Source organism: Pseudomonas promysalinigenes (assembly GCF_014269025.2).
In the GTDB taxonomy this organism is placed as follows: domain Bacteria; phylum Pseudomonadota; class Gammaproteobacteria; order Pseudomonadales; family Pseudomonadaceae; genus Aquipseudomonas; species Aquipseudomonas promysalinigenes.
Genome location: NZ_CP077094.1, coordinates 4,654,684 through 4,674,422 on the forward strand (window position 1 = coordinate 4,654,684; position 19,739 = coordinate 4,674,422).

The window sequence follows — 19,739 nt, forward strand, 5'->3', positions numbered from 1 at the left end:
GCGCCCACATCGCGGGTGGACCCGCCCCCACAAGGGCAGCACATGCTTGGAGATGCTCGCTAACGTGTGGGAGCCGGTTTACCCGCAAAGGGCCCCGAGTTACAGCACCTGGCGCAGGAAAGCCTGCGCCCGCGGGTCTTGGGGCGAGGCAAAGAACGCCGCCGGGGCCGAATCTTCCAGCAGCTTGCCGTGATCGAAGAACAGCACCCGGTCGGCCACTTCACGGGCAAAGCCCATCTCATGGGTGACGCAGACCATGGTCATGCCTTCCTGGGCCAAGGTTTTCATCACGTCCAGCACCTCACCCACCATCTCCGGGTCAAGCGCCGAAGTCGGCTCGTCGAACAACATCACTTTCGGGTCCATCGCCAGCGCGCGGGCAATCGCCACCCGCTGCTGCTGGCCACCGGAGAGGCGCGAGGGATACTCGTTGGCTTTCTGCGCGATGCCAACCTTATCCAGCAATGCCCGGGCCTTGGCTTCACGCTCGGCCTTGTTGCGCTTGCGTACCACCTTCTGCGCCAGGCACAGATTCTCAAGCACAGTCATGTGCGGGAACAGGTTGAAATGCTGGAACACCATGCCGACTTCGCGGCGGTAGGCATTGATGTCGGTCTTAGGGTCTGCCAGTTGCAGACCGTCGATGGCCACATGGCCTTCATCGAAATGCTCCAGGCCATTGAGGCAACGCAGGAAGGTCGACTTGCCCGAGCCCGATGGGCCAAGCACGACCACGACTTCGCCCTTGGCAACTTGCGTGGTGACGTTATCCACAGCCCGCACTACCTGGCCACGGGTGTCGAAGACTTTCAACAGGTCACGGACTTCAATCACTTTGCGCAAGCCTCCGCTCGAGCCGGCTGGCGATGTGCGACAGCGGCAGGTTGATCAGCAGGTACAGGCCTGCCACGCAGAACCAGATCTCGAAAGTCGAGAACGATGTGGTGATCGCCTCCCTGCCGCTCTTGGTCAGTTCGGTAATGGCGATCACCGATACCAGCGAGGTGTCTTTGACCAGGCTGATGAACTGGCCCGCCAGTGGTGGCAGCACGCGCTTGAACGCCTGCGGCAGGATCACGTGGCGCATCGACTGGCCTGCGTTCAAGCCCAGCGAGCGTGCAGCCTCATTCTGCCCTTTGGCGATCGACTGCACGCCGGCGCGAACGATTTCTGCAACATAGGCGCCGGTGAACAACGCCAAGGCTGCCACCCCCGCGAATTCCCGGGACAGGTTGAGCACGGTGCCGATGAAGAAGTAGAAAATGAAAATCTGCACCAGCAGTGGAGTACCCCGCACCAACTCGACATAAACCGTCGACAGGTCACGCAGGGTTGGATTGTTCGACAGACGGCACAAGCCGGCGAACAGGCCGATCAGCAAGCCAAAAGCGCCGGACACCACCGAAAGCCACAATGTTGTCCACAGGCCCCAGGCCAGCGGGCCCGCCGCCCAGTGACGGGTCACGCCGATCTGGTCGCCTTCGGCGACATCGTCGCCACGGCTCAGTAACAGGCTGTCCTTGGCCACGTCGAGCACTTGCTCGTCACCGTTCTCGTCCTTGAGCGTGACACGTGCGGTGTCACCGGAAACGACGATTTCCTGCACGCTGCCGTTGCCGCCGGCCCGCTGAACTTCTTCTGCCTTGTAGGCGAAATACTGCGGCACGCGGTTCCAGCGCCACTCGTAGGAAATCATCGAGGTCGCCATGTACAGGCTGAACGCCAGGCCCAACAGGACCAGGGCGGTCAACCCGTGCCAGGGCCACTGGGCTTTCTTGTGTTTAATCACGTGGGGTACTTCCGTAAATGCGAACGCGCAGGGTTTACCTGCGCGTCGGGGGCAAAAGCTAGGCTTGTGGCCTGAGCCTTATTCCATTTCCTTCAGCCAGTCCTTGTTCTTGAACCACTTGTCGTGAATACGATCGTAGGTCCCGTCATGCTTGATCTGGTGCAGGAAGTTGTTGATGAAGTTGATGCTGTCGTAGTCGCCTTTCTTCAGGCCGAAGGCCAGTGGCTCGTACGTGAAGGGCTCGTCGAGGAACTGCAGCTTGCCAGCGCCGACCTTCTCGATCGCCACCACGTTGTAGGGTGCGTCGTAGACGAAAGCGTCAGCCTTGCCGTTGACCACGTCCATCACCGCTTCCTGCTCGTTGTCGTAGCCGTGGTACTTGGCCTTGCCGATCAGCTTCTTGGACACCATTTCGCCGGTCGTGCCCAGCTTGGAAGTCAGGCGGTACTTCTCGTTGTTCAAGTCTTTGTATGACTTGATCTCGCCAGCCAGCTCCTTGCGGATCAGCAGGGTCTGGCCAACCACGATGAAGGGCTCGCTGAAGTTCAGGCGCAGGTTGCGTTCCTGGGTGAGGGTCATGCCGCTGCCAATGATGTCGAACTTGTCGGTCAGCAGCGCCGGGATGATGCCGTCATAGGCCGTGGAAACCGCCTCGAACTTCACGCCCATGGACTTGGCCATGGCTTTGAGGATATCGACCTCGAAGCCGATGATATCGCCGCGTTTGTTGGTCATCTGGAACGGCATGTAGGTTGGGTCCATGCCCACCCGCAAGGTGCCGCGCTTGACTGCATCGTCGATAGCGCCGGCCTGGGCTGCCGTTACGGCGACCAGGGCGGTGACACCGACCAACAGTCGCGAAAGGTATTGCTTGATCATCACCAAGTCCCCTAACAAGTAAAGAAGCGAATCTTATTGTCTTGGCACGGCCGTACTGGCCGATGCGCATTATCGGAGACGGATGCTAACGCATGGCGGGCCTGGGACCTAGAGCCGGCGGGGACTTTGTTGGCCAAAATCGGCCTGGGTGGTGAAAAGCTTCGCGGGTGAACCTACTCCCACAAGTACCGCGCCGACCGTGAGGCGGCGCAGTGACCGTGGGGCAGGTTCACCCGCGAATAGGCTCCGTCAGGCGCCGGCCAGGGTCGGCTGGCCCTCTTGCTCCGGATGCAGTGGCAGCAGCGGTGAATGCGGGTCGTTGTTGATCGAAGCACGCCACACATCGATCCACGCCGCATTGTGCTGCGCCCACACCTGTTCGTGCAGGCGGCTCAAGGCTACCGGGTCGCTGAGCAGCGCCAGGCGGGTATTGAGGTCCAGTGCCTTGGGCCCCACTTCCAGCGCCTTGGCCACGCGCTCGGCGCGCAGCGCCTCGATCGGCGCGGCATGGCCGTGGCGGGCGGTGGCCATGGCACAGGCCAGGGCATTCTGCCGCGGGTCAACCACTGCGCGCACGAAGCCGTCATGCAGCGCATGCCAGCGGTTTTCGTGGGTGTAGCGGTCGGTCGCCAACAGCTCCTGGGGAGTTGCGTACTCCTCTGGAATGAGGAACAACTTCTCGTCCTTGGCTGCAAGGCCCAGGCGGGTGCGACTGGAGATCACCGACACCGGGATCGACAGCACCAGCGAACCGACGATCGGCGCCAGCCACCACAGGAAGCTTGGGTTAAGCCACGCCACCAGCCCAGCCCAGGCGATACCCAGAAGGGTCTGCGGGCCATGGCGACGCACCGCTTCGCTCCACGGGGTGGAGTCATCGTCACGCTGCGGCGAATTCCACGTCGCAGCCCAGCCAAGGAACGCGGCCAGCACGAAGCGGGTGTGGAAGATCATCCGAACCGGCGCCAGCAGCATGGAGAACAACATCTCCATCAGCATCGACAGGGTGACCTTGATGCGCCCGCCAAACTCGACCGCGCCCTTGGCCCAGATCAGGATCACACTCAACAGCTTGGGCAAGAACAGCAGCACGATGGTGGTGGAGAACAGCGCCACGGCCTTCTCCGGGTGCCACTGCGGCCACAGCGGGTAAAGCTGGTACGGCTCGATGAAGTATTGCGGCTCCATCAGCGTATTGGTCGCCAGCAGCGCAGTGGACAGTACCAGGAACAAGAACCACAACGGCGCCGACAGGTACGACATGACCCCAGTGAGGAACACCGCACGGTGCACCGGGTGCATGCCTTTGACCAGGAACAGGCGGAAGTTCATCAGGTTACCGTGGCACCAGCGGCGGTCGCGCTTGAGCTCGTCGAGCAGGTTGGGCGGCAGTTCTTCGTAACTGCCCGGCAGGTCATAGGCGATCCACACACCCCAGCCGGCACGGCGCATCAACGCTGCTTCGACGAAGTCGTGGGACAGAATGGCCCCGGCGAACGCCCCCTTGCCGGGCAACGGCGCCAGCGCGCAGTGCTCGATGAACGGCTTCATGCGGATGATCGCGTTGTGGCCCCAGTAGTGCGACTCACCCAGCTGCCAGAAGTGCAGGCCGGCAGTAAACAGCGGGCCGTACACACGGGTGGCGAACTGCTGCATGCGCGCATAGAGAGTGTCCATGCCCGAAGCCTTCGGCCCGGTCTGGATGATGCCCGCATCCGGGTTAGCCTCCATCAGGCGCACCAGGCTGCTCAGGCATTCACCGCTCATGACGCTGTCGGCATCCAACACCACCATGTACTTGTACTCGCCACCCCAGCGACGGCAGAAGTCGTCGAGGTTACCGCTCTTGCGCTTCACACGGCGGCGGCGGCGGCGATAGAAGATGCGGCCAAAGCCCTTGGTTTCGCGGCACACGTCCAGCCAGGCCTGTTGCTCGGCCACGGCAATGTCGGTGTCGTTGGTGTCGCTGAGCACGAAGAAATCGAAGCGATCGAGGTTGCCGCTGGCAGCCACCGATTCGAAAGTCGCCCGTAACCCTGCGAACACCCGCGGCACGTCTTCGTTGCAGATCGGCATCACCAGCGCGGTACGCGCTTCGGGAGCAATGGGCTCGTTGCCTGCACTGCTGCCGGAGATCTTGTACTTGTCACGCCCGGTGAGCAGCTCGAGAAAGCCCATCAGCGCGGTCCAGAAACCTGCAGAAACCCAGCAGAAGAGGATACCGAACAGCACCAGAATGGACGTTTGCAGGGCATACGGCCAAACCTGCACCACGGTGTCCCACAGCGGCTGATTGACGATTTCGTCCAGGTCGACGAACGACCAGCCCTGATATGGCAGGATGCCCTTCATATAGAAGCCGGCGACGATGGTCTGGCCAATCATGAGGGTCAGCAGGATGTAACGGCGGATCGAACCGACCGTGCGCCAGCGCGCTGCCGGCAGCTCGCGTTTGGGCGGCTGCGGGGCATTGGGGCGGCCGGTCATGCGCCGCCACATGCGGATCAACAGGTTGGTACGCCATGGCTCAGGCACGACCTTGGTGCGCTTGATCGGCGGGGCGATCTTCAGGCACAGCCGGCCGCTGCCGTCGACGCCGAGCATTTCTGCGTCTTCAAGTTCGGCGGCGCTGCCCACGGTCAGGCGCGGGCCAACCGAGGCCTGCACGGCCTCGGTGCCGTTGGCGGCCGGGGTGGCCGCCAGGCGTTGATGCAGCTCGCTGAACGAGGTGCAGCTGGCAAGTTCCGCACGCTGCTCATCGCTCAGAGGGAGGTGGGCCAGGTATTCGCCAAGCGATTCCGGCCTTGCGCTTGAGTTACTCATCGGCAGGCAACTGATAGCTCCAGGTCTCGGTCAGCACTTTCTCGGTGGTGGCCGGGGTCCCGTTGGTGGATGCCGCATCGGCGGCAGGTTGTTCAGCCTTGGCTGGCTCCGCCTTGGCAGCCTTATCGTGCTTGCCGTGCTTGGCCACAGCCTTCTCCGTTTTGGTTTCAGCAGCAGGCGTGGCTACTTCGACCGGCACGTCGCGTACCAAGGCAGCGCGCATTTCCGTGGACTTGTTGGCTTCTTTGACCTTCAAACGCAGGGTCAGGCGCCAGCCTTTGGTCTCCGGGTTGTAGCGCAGGTTGTTCTCTACCACCTCGGCGTTGTCACCGACGCTGATCTGGCTGCGCACCGGGGCGTCTTCTGGCAGGGCAGCAAGGGCCGGGCCAGCAAAGTCGACCAGGAAGGCGACGCTGCCGTCTGGCTGGCGGATCAGGTTGGACTGCTTGACGTCACCGGTCGAGCGCAGGGTCTGCTTGACCCAGCCCAGCTCAGGGGCCTGGAACTGCGGCTCGTCGAGCGTCCAGTGCAGGCGGTAGGCGTACTCGAACGGCTTGCCTGGTTCAGGCAACTTCTCCGGGCTCCAGAAAGCAACGATGTTGTCGTTGGTCTCGTCGGCTGTCGGGATTTCGACCAGGTCGACGGTACCTTTGCCCCAATCGCCCTTCGGCTCGATCCAGGCGCTTGGGCGCTTCTGGTAGTTGTCGTCGAGGTCTTCGTAGGCGCTGAAGGCGCGCTGACGCTGCATCAGGCCGAAACCACGCGGGTTCTCGACGCTGAAATTGCTCACGGCCAGGTGTTTCGGGTTGTTCAGCGGGCGCCAGATCCACTCGCCATTGCCGGCATGGATCGACAGGCCTTCGGAGTCGTGCAGCGCTGGGCGGTAATTCAGCACCTTGGACGGCTGGTTGGGGCCGAACAGGTACATGCTGGTCAGCGGCGCGACACCCAGGCGGCTGACCTGGTCACGCAGGAACACCCGCGACTGTACGTCGACCACGGTATCGGTGCCTGGGCGCAGAATAAGTTTGTAGGCCCCAGTGGAGCGCGGCGAGTCCAGCAGCGCGTAGATCACCAGGTGCTTGTCGGCCGGTTTGGGCTTTTCCACCCAGAATTCGGTGAAGCGCGGGAATTCTTCGCCCGACGGCAGCGCGGTGTCGATTGCCAGGCCACGGGCCGACAGGCCATACACCTGGCCCTTGCCGACCACGCGGAAGTAACTGGCCCCCAGCAGGGTCATGATCTCGTCCTGCTTGTCGGCCTTGTTGATCGGGTACAGCACCCGGAAGCCGGCGTAGCCGAGGTTCTTCACGGTGTCGGGGTCGTGTGGCACGTCCCCGAACTCGAAGCGGCTGGAGTCGTACTTGATTTCCTCGACCTTGGTCGCGGTGATCTCGTTGATCTTCACCGGCGTGTCGAAGTGCATGCCCTGGTGGTAGAACGACAGCTTGAATGGAGTCTTGTCGTTGGCCCACTCGGCTTTTTCGCGCAGGAAGTGGATTTTCTGGTAATCCGCAAACTTCATGTCGCGGAACACGGCAGGTAAATTGCTTTTCGGTGCTTCGTATTTCTGGCCGGCCAGATCCTTTGCCTTGGCTGCAACATCGTCAAGATTGAATGCCCACAGCTGGCCCGCGCTCATCAGGCCGACCAGTGCCACACTGGCCATCAGGGCCTTGCGCAACCCAGTGCCGGGGATTCTTGATGCTTTATGGGGACTAACAATCACGAGCAACCCTCGCCGAAAACAGATCATGAAACCAACGGCCAGCGACAAATGCCGGGTTGGCGAGCACTGTTCGGACCCCATCAGGGCCTAATGATTCCCCAAACAGGTCCAGACAACGCTCGAGTCAGAGTGAAACGAACCTGCGAACGCAGGCTCACGCAGCGCGCGATTATCCAGCAGGTCGCGTTACAACGCATCAGGCTGGATCAACTATTTATCGTACGAAACCCCTTGTTTTCTTCCAAACAAGGGGTTTTTCGACCTCATATTTGTAACAAGAATGTCACAGGGCCATCATTGACCAGGTGCACCTGCATGTCTGCACCAAAACGCCCACTGGCCACATCGGCATGCTGGTCGCGGGCCTTGCTCAAAAGATAGTCGAACAATTGCGCTCCGAGCGCCGGTGGCGCCGCAGTTGAAAAGCTGGGGCGCATGCCGCTGCGGGTATCGGCCGCCAAGGTGAACTGCGATACCAGCAGCAAACCGCCCCCGACATCCTTGAGCGACAGGTTCATCTTGCCCTGCTCGTCACTGAATACCCGGTAGTTGAGCAGCTTGTGCAACAGCTTATCGGCATGTTCGCGGGTATCTTCAGGCTCTACGGCGACCAGAACCAGCAAGCCCTGGTCGATGGCGCCGACGATTTCCCCGCCCACCTCCACCCTGGCGCCACGCACGCGCTGCAGCAAGCCCCTCATGCTTCTTCCAGGGGCAGGTCGAGCAGGCGGCGGGCCATTTGGTCGGCGGCACGCACCAAAGCATCGGTGATACCCGGCTCGGAGGCGGCGTGACCTGCGTCGCGAATCACCTTCAATTCACTGTTCGGCCAGGCCTGATGCAGCGCCCAGGCGTTGTCCAGCGGACAGATGACGTCATAGCGGCCGTGCACGATCACCGCCGGTAGGTGAGCGATCTTGGGCATGTCACGAATCAGCTGATCCGGCTCCAGGAAGGCATTGTTCATGAAGTAGTGGCATTCGATGCGGGCGATCGACAACGCACGCTGCGGCTCGGAAAAACGATCCACCACCAGCGGGTTGGGCCGCAGCGTTGCGGTGCGCCCCTCCCATGTGGACCAGGCTTTGGCTGCATGCATCTGGGCAATCTGGTCATTGCCGGTCAAACGCTTGTGGAAGGCCTTGACCAGGTCGCCACGTTCTTCTGCCGGGATCGGCGCGATGTAGTCCTGCCAGTAGTCAGGGAACAGGCGGCTGGCGCCGGCCTGGTAGAACCATTCGATTTCCTGCGGGCGGCACAGAAAGATGCCGCGCAGGATCAGGCCATGCACGCGCTCGGGGTGGGTCTGAGCATAGGCCAAGGCCAGGGTCGAGCCCCACGAACCGCCGAACAGCACCCATTTGTCGATCCCAAGGTGCTGGCGAATGCGCTCAAGGTCCTCGACTAGGTGCCAGGTGGTGTTGTTTTCAAGGCTCGCATGCGGGGTGGAGCGCCCACAGCCGCGTTGATCGAAGGTGATGATGCGATACAGGTTAGGGTCGAAATAGCAGCGGCTCTGAGCATCGCACCCGGCACCGGGGCCACCGTGGATGAACACCACCGGCAGACCTTCGGGCGAGCCGCTTTCGTCGACATACAACACATGCGGCGCTTCCACGGCCAGATCGTGCCGGGCGTAGGGTTTGATCTGCGGGTACAGGGTCTGCATTGCGCACTCCGTGTGAGGATTGGTTCAGCCGTGGGCCATCATAAACCTGAATTGCACTTTGAGCATGCGTCAGAGCAGGTTCTTCGCATTCCGATTTTACGGGGAACGAAGCGCCATGGTCAGCCGCAGTGCAACGCACATATCTACCACTCACTCATCTGGCTGGGCAGGCAACGTCCTTTGCTTTGATCACGCACTGGAGCTCGCATGCCAACCCCACCGAACGTGCATTACACCACCCTTGCAAACACCATCCCTGCGTGGCTCAAACGCAGCCCGCCTGCATTGCACCGTCAGCTGCGAAACTGGCAACAGGCGCCTGCCTGGCTGGCCGATGCGATCGCGCGCCAGCCCGATGTCGCCAGAGCCTGGGCCGAAGAACATGCTCGCCACCGCGAGCACCAGGCCGATGTGCAAAAACTGTTCGCCCACCTGCCTGACCTGCAAAGCTACGCTCGAGCCGCACTGAGCGACGCCCTCAACGCAAGGTTCGAGCCTGCGCAGCCCATTGATGTCGACCACACCTACCTGATCGATGCGCGCCTGATCGACACAAGCAATGCCATCGACGGCCGTCAGGCAGTGAATCGGGCAACTCGCTCGCTGCTGCAGTGCGCCATGCACAATTTCGACGCCCAGGCCGCAGGCGAGCATGGCATGGACGCCCCCAACGCGCTGCTGAAAAGGTCGGTCATCGTCGACCACCGCAGGTTCATGGGCACCGTACCCATCACCAACGCTCTGGACATAAGCGCCGAAGCCTTTGCTGAGCTTTGCCGCAACCTGGACATCGGTGGCGGTTACCACGCACTGGTGCATGCCATCTACTACCCTGCTGCCACTGCCGAGCGCAGCGCCGACGAAGTCGCGCTCGAGGTCTATCAGACCTTGGGCAAGGCCGAAGCCTCGGCGTGGCGCCAATCGCTACACTTCGCCCGGCTCAAAGGCGATATTGACCAAGGCTTCTACGACGCAGCACTTGCAACGCCAGTGGATCAGGCCCCGGCTGCAGATGCGCCACTCACCTTCAGCACCCTTAGCCTATGGGAGGCCGAACTGACCGGCGTCATTCTGATCACCTGGCAAGGCAACGGGCAACTGACTCACGCCCTCTATGTGGCCCAGGATGAACAGACCCCGCTCAAGGCATTCCCCTCTATCGGCGCACTGGAAAACGAGCTGAGCGACCGGCTGCGGGCCAACATCGCCTATCTGGACGCGCATATCCCCGAGCGGGACAAAGCCGCTGTGCAAAGCCGCCTGGCCGATCGCCTGACCCCCATTCGATGGAGCAGCCGGGGCCTGCTCGAGCGCCTGCCGGACACCCAGGCCAGCCTCAACCCGGTCATGCGCCCCTTCACCCACGCGTTCCAGAGCATGATGGCGCTGCAGAAGGTAGAGCGCCACGAACGAGACGCGTTGTACCATGCCATCCCCACTGAAATCGTCGACCGCCGCAGCGCCCAGATGCACCGCGAGCTGATTTTCGGGCGTGCGTTGACCGGCTTGAATATTGCCGGTTTCTTCGTGCCCGGCCTTGGTCAGTTGATGCTGGCAGTGTGCGTGACCCAATTGGCCTTCGAGGTGTATGACGGCATCGAGGCCTGGCACAACGACGAACGCGACACCGCGTTCAATTACTTGGTCGACGTGATCGAAAACGTCGCACTCATGGCCGCCTTCGCTGCGGCGCACAAGGCGTTGAAAGGCGCGAAGGGCGAGCCTAGTGAAGACCCGTACCCTGAGCGCCTCGCAGTGGAAACACCGTCGTTCATCGAAGAACTCCAAGACGTTGAGATGCCCGACGGGCGGATACGCCTGTGGAAATCCGACCTGCGGCCTTATCACAGCGACCAACCGCTACCGGCAGGCCTGCAAACGGACGAACGTGGCCTGCGTATGCACCAGGGCAAACAGTGGCTGGTGATCGAAGGCCAGCAATACCAGGTAGAGCGAACGCCCGCGACGGACCAATACCGTCTGCGGCACCCCACGGCACCTCATCGCTACTCACCGCTGCTGGCCCACAACGGCAGCGGTGCCTGGCTGCTGCCCGGTGACCAACCACGGCACTGGGCAGGCAGCAGGTTGCTGCGCCGCCTTGGCCATTTGAGTGCGCATTTCGATGAAACGACACTGCAACGCATCCTCCAGATCAGTGCCACCGAGCAAAGCACCTTACGCCGGGTGCTCGCGCAGAATCTAAGGCTGCCGGCGTTGCTCGAAGACACGCTGCAACGCTTCAAGCTCGACCAGGGCGTGCGTCAGACGCCAGGCAACCCAGCCTTGCCTGCACTGTTCACCCAGGCCTACGAGCGTCTTCAGCCATCCCTGCCCCTTCACGGCGAGCTCATCCAGCGTGTCTACCCCGCCCTACCCGGCCTGGTTATCGAGGAATTGCTGGGTAATGCCAATGCCCAGGAACTGCAAGCGCTAGCCTCGGGCAAGGTGCCCCTACGCCTGGCCGAAGAAATCCGCGTGTATCAGCAACAGGTGCGGCTTGCCCGCGCCTACGAGGGCCTGCACCTGGCCGGGGTACCAAGCTGGGACAGTGACCGGCTGATCCTGCAAACCCTGACACAGCTGCCGGGCTGGCCCGTCGAAACCAAACTCAAGCTCCTGCAGCGCAGATTCTGGCCAGATCAACACCATGCCATCGGCCCGCAGGACACCCGGCCCTATATCACCCTGACCCACGCACACGCAGGTTATCTGGTCACCGATACCAGCCAGCCTGGGGCAACGGTGCCTGTTCACCCAAACATCTATGATGCCTTGCACCAGGCGCTGCCCCAAGCCATGGCTCAGCTTGGCGCAACCGACGGCAAAGCCCTCCAGCAACTTATGCAGCAGAGCCCACTATTACCCCGCCAAGCCCTGCGCCGGGCGCTGGGCATGCAGCCTGTTCGCCCAGGCTACCGCTCCCCCTTGCGCCTTGCCGATGGGCGGCTGGGGTACCCACTGAGCAGCGGCGACGACCAAGCCCAAGGCAGCACACGCCAGCATTTGCTGGCCACCCTCAGAGCAACGGGCATCCCGGAGCGCACTGGCAGGCCAGCCGAGCAGCTTCTGTCATCCATTGCCAGCAATGGCCGCAATCGGCTGCAGATTCTGGAATATCTGACCACGCTGCTGGACGAGCGCAACGAACTGCAAAGCCGGCTGGACGACTGGAGCGAAGCCATTTCGCCAGCCTCCGACCAAGCGGCTCGCGCCTATGACGCTCTGCGCGAATCGATCATGCAGCACTGGTACGACACCGCTCTACAAGATGACGCCTCGCGCAGCGCCGAGCTTAGCGTGCAGGGCGTGCCACTGACCGATATCCCGATGACCCTGCCTGGTTTTTTCTATCAGCGTATACACAACCTGCACCTGCTCGATCTGCCAAGTGGCCCGCTCGCGGGCTGGGGGCAGAGTGAGCGCTTGATGCAGCGCTTGTTCCGGTTGATGCCGCAGCTCGAATCGTTGGAAATCAGCAGGCCCTACAATCCTCGCGCCACCCCTTCGCTACTGCAGGCCAGTGTATCGAGCATCCCCACTGCCTTGCCCAACCTGCGTAGGTTGGCGCTGACCAATCAGAACATCGCCCTGACCGGCAGCCATCTGACCGAGCTGGCAGGGCTGGCTCAGCTCAGCCATCTGGACCTCAGTGGCAACCGCCTGCAGCAAAGTGGTGACCGGCCAAGCTTCCATTTGTTTTCCTTGGACTATCTAGGGCTTAACCGAATGCAACTGAGCCAATGGCCGCTGGGTATCGGCAGCGATGCCCTGGCACGCATCGGCCATCTTTCCCTTCAGGAAAACAACCTGACTTCGTTGCCCTCGTTCCTGATCACTGAAACCCAAACACTCATCCGGCCACCAGTTATCTCGCTGCAAGGCAACAACATCAATGAAACGCACCTGCAGCGCCTACTGCTGAGCGAGCATCCGGCCACTGCACAGGTAGCGCTGGACCAAACCCCGGCACTCGATCAGCGCCTGGCACGCATCCGCAACGAGCGACAACAGTTGCGCGAAGCGATCGACGGCTGGGCCCAAGCGTCGAGCTCTAGCCAACCACTGACCCAAGCCACCCTGGCAGACCGGCAGCGAATAGCCACGGCGATCAACGAATTCTGGGAGCGACAGGAACGTGGTCAGCAGTACCTGCGCCTGGTACTGGAAGAGGTGGCGCTGGAGAACTTCCCCCGGCGGCTACCGGCGTTTTTCGGTGAACGTGTGACGTCGGTGGTGCTCACCCGCCTGCGCGGCGATGCTTCGCAGCTCGACCAACTGCTCGGGCGCTTTCCCAACGTTACCCGGCTTGTCATCGATGCCCATCAAGGTGCCAACGGCTCGCTGGCCACGGCGCTACTGCGCCTGCCTCGGCTGGTATACCTTGAGGTTCGCAACATGGGCCTGGAAGTCGACCAGGCCATGCTGGACACCCTGGCCCAGCTGCAGCACCTGACATCGCTCGACCTGTCAGGCAACCGCATCGGCAACATAACCCAAGCCCCTGCAAGCCTGGCCGCGAACCTGACCTCACTGGGGCTGACCAACATGAACCTGCAAGCTTGGCCTGCGTGGTGCAACGACTTGCTGCCTCTGGAACTGTTGGACTTGAGCGCTAACAGCATCACCGAGCTGCCCGAACACATCCTTTCGAACCTGAACAACGCACTGCCGATTTCCTCGATTTCGCTGTTCGACAACCCTCTGCCCATGGAGACCATCTTGCGTGTGCGCGCTTTCTCCGATAGCCAACGCAGCTATTCCTTCGCGCTGGACATTCCGGATAACCTGCTGCTGGCCAGCTCCTCCAGTGAGGGTTCGCTGGACCACCCGCACTTCCCCATGCTCAGCGACGACACCCCAAGGATGGCCGACTGGATGCTGGGCAATGCCGCTCAAAACGAGGCATTGCAAGCCTGCTGGGAACAACTCGAAGGCAGCGACCTGTTGCGCCTGGTTGGCCGTTTGCACAATGCTGCGCCATTCGTCGACCTCACCACTCGGGCCAGCTTCACTGAGCGCGTTCGGCTGATGCTGGTGGCAGCGGTAGCCAACCCCGAGGAACGCCCACTGCTGGAGAGCATTGCTGCAGCCGCCCTGCCCGACCCCGAAACCGGCTCGCAGACCTGCCACGACGGCGCCCTGCAAGAGTTCAACAACATTGAGCTCTACCTGTTGAGCAAACGCGTGCTGATTGATGCAGGCGATACCCTGCAAACCCTGCGCAGGCGGCTATTGCAGCTGTTTCGCATGGGCCAGCTGGAGAAGCTGGCCAGCACTCGCACGGGCTCCGGCGACCTGGTATCGGTGCGCCTGGCCTACCGCCGTGAACTTGCCAAGGAACTGGACTTGCCGATTGCCGACAGCATGCGCTTTCGAGGTGCAGCCAACCTGGCCCGTGGCGAGCTGTCCAGCGTGCTGGAGCATGTGCGCCAGAGTGAACACGGTGATGCGTTCATCGACTACCTGCTGGCTAACGCCGATTGGACGGCGCGCCTGCGGGCCGAAAACGCGCCCCGCTTCGATGAAGTCGAAGCACGTTTTCGCCAGCGGGTGCTGGACCTTGCCAGCGCCGACCACCCGCTTCAGGTAGAACTCGACCTGCAGCAGGGCCTGCTGGCGGATAAGGCGCAGGAAGAGCAGCAATTGCTGCGCGAGCTGACCATCACCTTCGTGAACAACGACGACTGATCGCCACGCCCTGGCCTGGGTTCAGTGCGCATAGCGCGCCTGGCCCCAGGCCAACAGTGCCTGCAGCAAGGCCTTGAGCACCTGTTGTGTTGGCAGTGCGAGGTCTTCCCGGTAGGCGAAGGGCGCGAATTCATCCATGTAGGTACTTTGCGCCAGCTCCAGCTGCACCGCATGGATGTGCTTGGCCGGGTCGCCGTAATGCCGGGTGATGTGCCCGCCCTTGAAGCGGCCGTTGAGCACATGACTGTAGCCCGCGGCCTGCTCGCATACCGCCCGCAGACGCTCGGCCAGTACTGGATCGCAACTTGCACCGTTGAAGGTGCCCAGGTTGAAGTCGGGCAACTTGCCCTCGAACAGGTGCGGGATCCGCGAACGAATCGAGTGGGCATCCCAAAGCAGGGCGTAGCCGAACTGTTCGCGCAGGCGGTCCAGTTCGCGGCGGAGGGTGTTGTGGTATGGACGCCAAATCTGCTCCAGGTACCGTTCCCGCTCCTCAGGCGAAGGCTGCAAACCAGCCTTGAACAGCGGCTCTCCTTCGAACAGGGTCGCCGGGTACAGGCCGGTGGTGGCACCGGCATACAGCGGTTTATCGTCGTCCGGGCGGTTCAGGTCGATGACGAAACGCGAGTACTGCGCAGCCACCACACTGGCGCCCATGTCACGGGCAAAGTCGTACAACCTAGGAATATGCCAATCGGTGTCAGGCAGCCCTTGCGCCTGCTCGACCAAGCCGTCGCGCACCGCATCGCTCAGGCGCAAGCCTGCATGGGGCATGCTGATCAGCAGTGGCAGGCGGCCTTGGTGGAAACTCAGTACGTTGTCCATGGCACCTCGCTCAAATACAGATTTCGTGACCCTTGCGCACCACGCGCTTGGGCAGATCGCCGCCTAGCCAGTAGGCCAGGTCGGCAGGACGATCGATTTGCCAGGCGACGAAGTCGGCCACCTTGCCAACTTCAAGGGAGCCGTGGCTGCCCTCCAGGCCCAGGGCCGCGGCTGCGTGTAGCGTGACGCCGGCCAGGGCTTGTTCTGGCGTCATCCGGAAACAGGTACAACCCATGTTCAGCATCAGGCGCAGCGACAAACCTGGCGATGTGCCAGGGTTGAGGTCACTGGCCAGGGCCATCTTCACGCCGTGCCGACGCAGCGCGTCCATTGGCGGCAGCTGGGTTTCACGCAGGAAATAGAACGCCCCTGGCAGCAGCACGGCCACGGTGCCTGCGGCGGCCATGGCGATCGCGTCCTGCTCGGTCATGAACTCCAAATGATCGGCCGACAGCGCCTGGTAGCGCGCTGCCAGGCTGGAGCCATGCAACGAAGACAATTGCTCGGCATGCAGTTTCACCGGCAGGCCCAGCTCATGGGCTTTGATGAACACTTTCTCGACCTGCTGCGGGGAAAACGCCAAGTGCTCGCAGAACGCGTCCACCGCATCCACCAGGCCTTCGGCGGCCAATGCCGGCAGCATGTGATCGCAAATATGCGCGATATAGTCGTCCGCCCGGCCGGCGTACTCCGGCGGCAGGGCATGGGCGGCCAGGCAGGTGGCGCGCACCGTGAGCGGCAGCTCGTCAGCCAGGCGCCGAGCGACGCGCAGCATCTTGCGTTCGTTTTCCAAGTCCAGGCCGTAACCGGACTTGATCTCCAGGGTCGTCACACCGTCGCGCATCAATGCCTGAACGCGCTGGCGCGCACTGGCGAACAGTTCATCCTCGCTTGCCGCACGGGTGGCCCGCACGGTGCTGGCGATACCGCCGCCCTGGGCAGCGATTTCGGCGTAACTGACACCCTGCAGGCGCTGTTCGAACTCATCGCTGCGGTTACCGCCGAATACCACGTGGGTGTGGCAATCGATCAGGCCCGGAGTGACCCAGGCGCCGTCCAGATCCACGGTGCGTTCAAGCGCCGATATCTGCAATTGAGCGCGGGGGCCGATCCACTCGATAAGCCCGGCCTGGGTGACGATGGCCGCATCCTCGATGATCGAGTAACGGCCTTCTACCATGGTTGCCGCTTGGCAGTTATGCCAGAGGGTTCTCATGTGCAATCTCCTTGACTAGCGGTGCAGCTCAACTGGGGCGTGCTTGCCTGCACGGGGCTTGCACCACAGCAGGTAGGACGCCACCAGGAACACCACCCAGACTACACCGACCAGCAAGGCCGCCTGAGTGTCCGGGAAGTAACCGAGCACAGCAAAAATGAACACCATGAAGGCAATGGCCATGGCCGGGCCGTAGGGCCAGAACGGGACCGGGAACTTCAACCCCGCAGCCTCTTCACGGCTCATGCTGCGGCGCATGGCGACTTGGGTGACCAGGATCATCAACCACACCCACACGGTGGCAAACGTCGCGATGGAGGCGATCAACAGAAACACGTTTTCCGGGATCAGATAGTTGAGCAACACACCGATCAGCAACGCCGAGCCCATCACCACTACGGTCATCCACGGTACGCCGTGTCTGGACAGCTTGCCGAAGCTACGTGGCGCATGCCCTTGCTGGGCCAGGCCGTACATCATGCGGCCCGCGCCGAAGATGTCGCTATTGATGGCTGAAACAGCAGCCGAGATCACCACGACATTGAGCACCGCAGCTGCCGAGCCGATGCCCAGATTGTTGAAGATTTGCACGAAAGGGCTACCTTCGCTGCCGATCTGCGGCCACGGGTACAGGCACATCAGCACGAACAGGGTCAGTACGTAGAACAGCAGGATGCGCAGGGGCACGGCGTTGATCGCTTTGGGGATGACACGCTGTGGGTCCTTGGCCTCACCTGCAGTCACGCCGATGATCTCGATGCCACCAAAGGCGAACATCACCACGGCGAACGAGGCGACCAGTCCGGCGACGCCATTGGGCATGAAGCCGCCATGCGCGAACAGGTTGCCGATGCCCGCTGCATGCTCCCCGCTCACCTGGCTGAAACCAAACGCCATGATGCCAAGGCCTGCCAGGATCATCGCCACGATGGCGCCCACCTTGAGCAGCGACAGCCAGAACTCCATTTCGCCGAACACTTTGACGTTGCACAGGTTCAGGCCACCAATCACGAAGACGATGCCCAACACCCAGATCCAGCGCGCCACCTCGGGGAACCAGAAGCCCATGTAGATCCCGAAGGCAGTGACATCGGCGATAGCGACGATGACCATCTCGAACGCGTAGGTCCAGCCGAGGATGAACCCGGCCATGGGCCCGAGGTAGGTGGTGGCGTAGTGGCCGAAGGAACCCGCCACCGGGTTGTGCACGGCCATTTCGCCCAGTGCACGCATGACCATGAATACCGCCGCGCCGCCGATCAGATAGGCAAGCAGTACCGCTGGGCCGGCCATTTGAATGGCCGAGGCGGAGCCGTAGAACAAGCCAGTGCCGATGGCAGAACCAAGGGCCATGAAACGAATGTGGCGGGCCGTGAGCCCGCGTTTTAGACCTTGAGCTTGTTGCATGTCACGTCCTTGAATTGTTTTTGTGGTCGTGAGGTGGAAGTTCGCGGCTGAAGTCGCTCCTACGCTAATCGTGGGGGCGACTTCAGCCGCGAAAAGGCCGCATGGCGACTCAGGGGCATCACAGGCTAGGCAGTACACCGGCAGGCAGCAGCCCGGTCAGGCTACCTTTGGCCAACAGCTCCACAGCGGCCTCGATATCCGGCGCGAAGAAGCGGTCACGGTCGTAGTGCGGCACTTCACGGCGCAGCGCCTGGCGCGCCTGCTCCAACTTCACCGAGGTCTTCAGGCCTTTGCGCAGGTCCAGCCCCTGGCATGCACCCAGCCATTCGATGGCCAGCACACCACGGGTGTTCTCGGCCATTTCCCACAGACGCTTGCCTGCGGCCGGGGCCATCGACACATGGTCTTCCTGGTTGGCCGAGGTCGGCAGGCTGTCGACGCTGTGCGGATGGGACAAGGCCTTGTTCTCGCTGGCCAGGGCGGCAGCAGTCACCTGGGCGATCATGAACCCTGAGTTCACCCCGCCGTTTTCCACCAGAAACGGCGGTAGCTGCGACATGTGCTTGTCCATCATCAACGAGATGCGACGCTCGCTCAGCGAGCCAATTTCGGCGATCGCCAGGGCGATGTTATCAGCAGCCATGGCCACCGGCTCGGCATGGAAGTTGCCGCCGGAGATCACATCACCTTCAGCGGCGAACACCAGCGGGTTGTCCGATACCGCGTTGGCCTCGATGCCCAGGACTTCGGCTGCCTGGCGGATCTGGGTCAGGCAGGCGCCCATGACCTGCGGCTGGCAGCGCAGCGAGTAAGGGTCCTGAACCTTGTCGCAATTTTTGTGCGACAACGACACTTCACTGGCATCGCCCAGCAGGTCACGGAAGCAAGCGGCGGTGTCGATCTGGCCACGCTGACCACGCACTTCATGAATACGTGCATCGAACGGCGAGCGCGAACCCAGCGCTGCCTCAACGCTCAGCCCGCCACAAGCGATGGCAGCGGCATACAGGTCTTCGGCCTGGAACAACCCGCGCAGGGCGTAGGCGGTGGACGCCTGGGTACCGTTGAGCAGGGCCAAGCCTTCCTTGGCGGCCAGGGTCAGCGGCTCAAGGCCAGCCACTGCCAAGGCCTCGGTGGCCGACAGCCACTGGCCTTGGTGACGGGCCTTACCTTCGCCCAGCAGCACCAGCGACATATGCGCCAGCGGTGCCAGGTCGCCGGAGGCGCCGACCGAACCCTTGAGCGGGATGTGTGGGTAGACTTCGGCATTGACCAGGGCGATCAGCGCATCGATGACTTTGCGGCGGATACCGGAGAAGCCACGGCTCAAGCTGTTGATCTTGAGCACCATGATCAGCCGCACCAGGGCGTCGTCGAGCGGCGCGCCGATACCGGCGGCGTGGGACAACACCAGCGAGCGCTGAAGGTTTTCCAGGTCATGGCTGGCGATGCGGGTCGACGCCAGCAGGCCGAAACCGGTGTTGATACCGTAGGCGGTGCGGTCTTGGGCAATGATCTGCTCGACACAGGCAACGCTGGCTTCGATGGCCGCAGCGGCGCTGGCATCGAGCTGCAGGCGTACAGGTGCGGCGTGAATGGCGCGCAGTTGGGCCAAGGTCAGGGTGCCGGGCTTGAGGGTCAATTCGGTCACTTCGCTACTCCAATTCTGTCGGGGCCGCAGCCCCTCTTGTTATTCAGTATCAACCAAGCG

General features: G+C 62.2%; 12 protein-coding genes. 1 reads left to right on the top strand and 11 read right to left on the bottom strand.

Translation table 11 applies throughout. The features are described 5' to 3' along the window. Positions 1-99: 99 nt before the first annotated feature. The 7 genes from HU725_RS21130 to pip form a co-directional block, all read right to left on the bottom strand. Positions 100-834, bottom strand: a complete 735-nt coding sequence (locus tag HU725_RS21130) for an amino acid ABC transporter ATP-binding protein (protein ID WP_060478199.1) — start codon at positions 832-834, stop codon at positions 100-102. Continuing rightward, on the bottom strand, positions 827-1,789 hold the full coding sequence (locus tag HU725_RS21135; RefSeq protein WP_186476306.1) for an amino acid ABC transporter permease: 963 nt from the start codon (positions 1,787-1,789) through the stop codon (positions 827-829). Before HU725_RS21135 ends, HU725_RS21130 begins: the two co-directional genes overlap by 8 nt. Positions 1,790-1,867: 78 nt before the next feature. Continuing rightward, positions 1,868-2,665 (bottom strand): transporter substrate-binding domain-containing protein, encoded by a 798-nt coding sequence (locus HU725_RS21140; protein ID WP_060479948.1) that lies wholly within the window; start codon positions 2,663-2,665, stop codon positions 1,868-1,870. A 252-nt stretch (positions 2,666-2,917) separates the two neighbouring features. Then, positions 2,918-5,491 carry a glucans biosynthesis glucosyltransferase MdoH gene (mdoH, locus tag HU725_RS21145; protein WP_060479932.1) on the bottom strand — a complete coding sequence of 858 codons (2,574 nt, stop codon included), beginning with the start codon at positions 5,489-5,491 and terminating at the stop codon, positions 2,918-2,920. Then, positions 5,484-7,220: a glucan biosynthesis protein G gene (locus tag HU725_RS21150; RefSeq protein ID WP_217872368.1), complete on the bottom strand. Its 1,737-nt coding sequence runs from the start codon at positions 7,218-7,220 to the stop codon at positions 5,484-5,486. Before HU725_RS21150 ends, mdoH begins: the two co-directional genes overlap by 8 nt. Positions 7,221-7,483: 263 nt before the next feature. Further along, positions 7,484-7,921, bottom strand: a complete 438-nt coding sequence (dtd, locus tag HU725_RS21155; RefSeq protein ID WP_060479933.1) for a D-aminoacyl-tRNA deacylase — start codon at positions 7,919-7,921, stop codon at positions 7,484-7,486. After that, on the bottom strand, positions 7,918-8,889 hold the full coding sequence (pip, locus tag HU725_RS21160) for a prolyl aminopeptidase (protein WP_060479934.1): 972 nt from the start codon (positions 8,887-8,889) through the stop codon (positions 7,918-7,920). The genes dtd and pip overlap by 4 nt, the downstream gene beginning before the upstream one ends. A gap of 207 nt (positions 8,890-9,096) precedes the next feature. Between pip and HU725_RS21165 the strand changes: the two genes are divergently transcribed. Next, positions 9,097-14,580 carry a dermonecrotic toxin domain-containing protein gene (locus HU725_RS21165; protein ID WP_225915503.1) on the top strand — a complete coding sequence of 1,828 codons (5,484 nt, stop codon included), beginning with the start codon at positions 9,097-9,099 and terminating at the stop codon, positions 14,578-14,580. Positions 14,581-14,601: 21 nt separating this feature from the next. On the opposite strand, the gene hutG is transcribed toward HU725_RS21165, so the two are convergent. The 4 genes from hutG to hutH all read right to left on the bottom strand — a co-directional run bounded on the left by hutG (position 14,602) and on the right by hutH (position 19,679). Beyond that, positions 14,602-15,405 (bottom strand): N-formylglutamate deformylase, encoded by an 804-nt coding sequence (gene hutG, locus HU725_RS21170; protein ID WP_186476305.1) that lies wholly within the window; start codon positions 15,403-15,405, stop codon positions 14,602-14,604. A gap of 10 nt (positions 15,406-15,415) precedes the next feature. Further along, positions 15,416-16,621: an imidazolonepropionase gene (gene hutI, locus HU725_RS21175; RefSeq protein ID WP_186476304.1), complete on the bottom strand. Its 1,206-nt coding sequence runs from the start codon at positions 16,619-16,621 to the stop codon at positions 15,416-15,418. A 15-nt stretch (positions 16,622-16,636) separates the two neighbouring features. Further along, positions 16,637-18,028, bottom strand: a complete 1,392-nt coding sequence (locus tag HU725_RS21180; protein ID WP_186476303.1) for an amino acid permease — start codon at positions 18,026-18,028, stop codon at positions 16,637-16,639. 118 nt (positions 18,029-18,146) lie between these two features. Next, complete coding sequence (gene hutH / locus HU725_RS21185) at positions 18,147-19,679, bottom strand: histidine ammonia-lyase (protein WP_060479938.1); 1,533 nt, start codon at positions 19,677-19,679, stop codon at positions 18,147-18,149. Positions 19,680-19,739 lie beyond the last annotated feature (60 nt).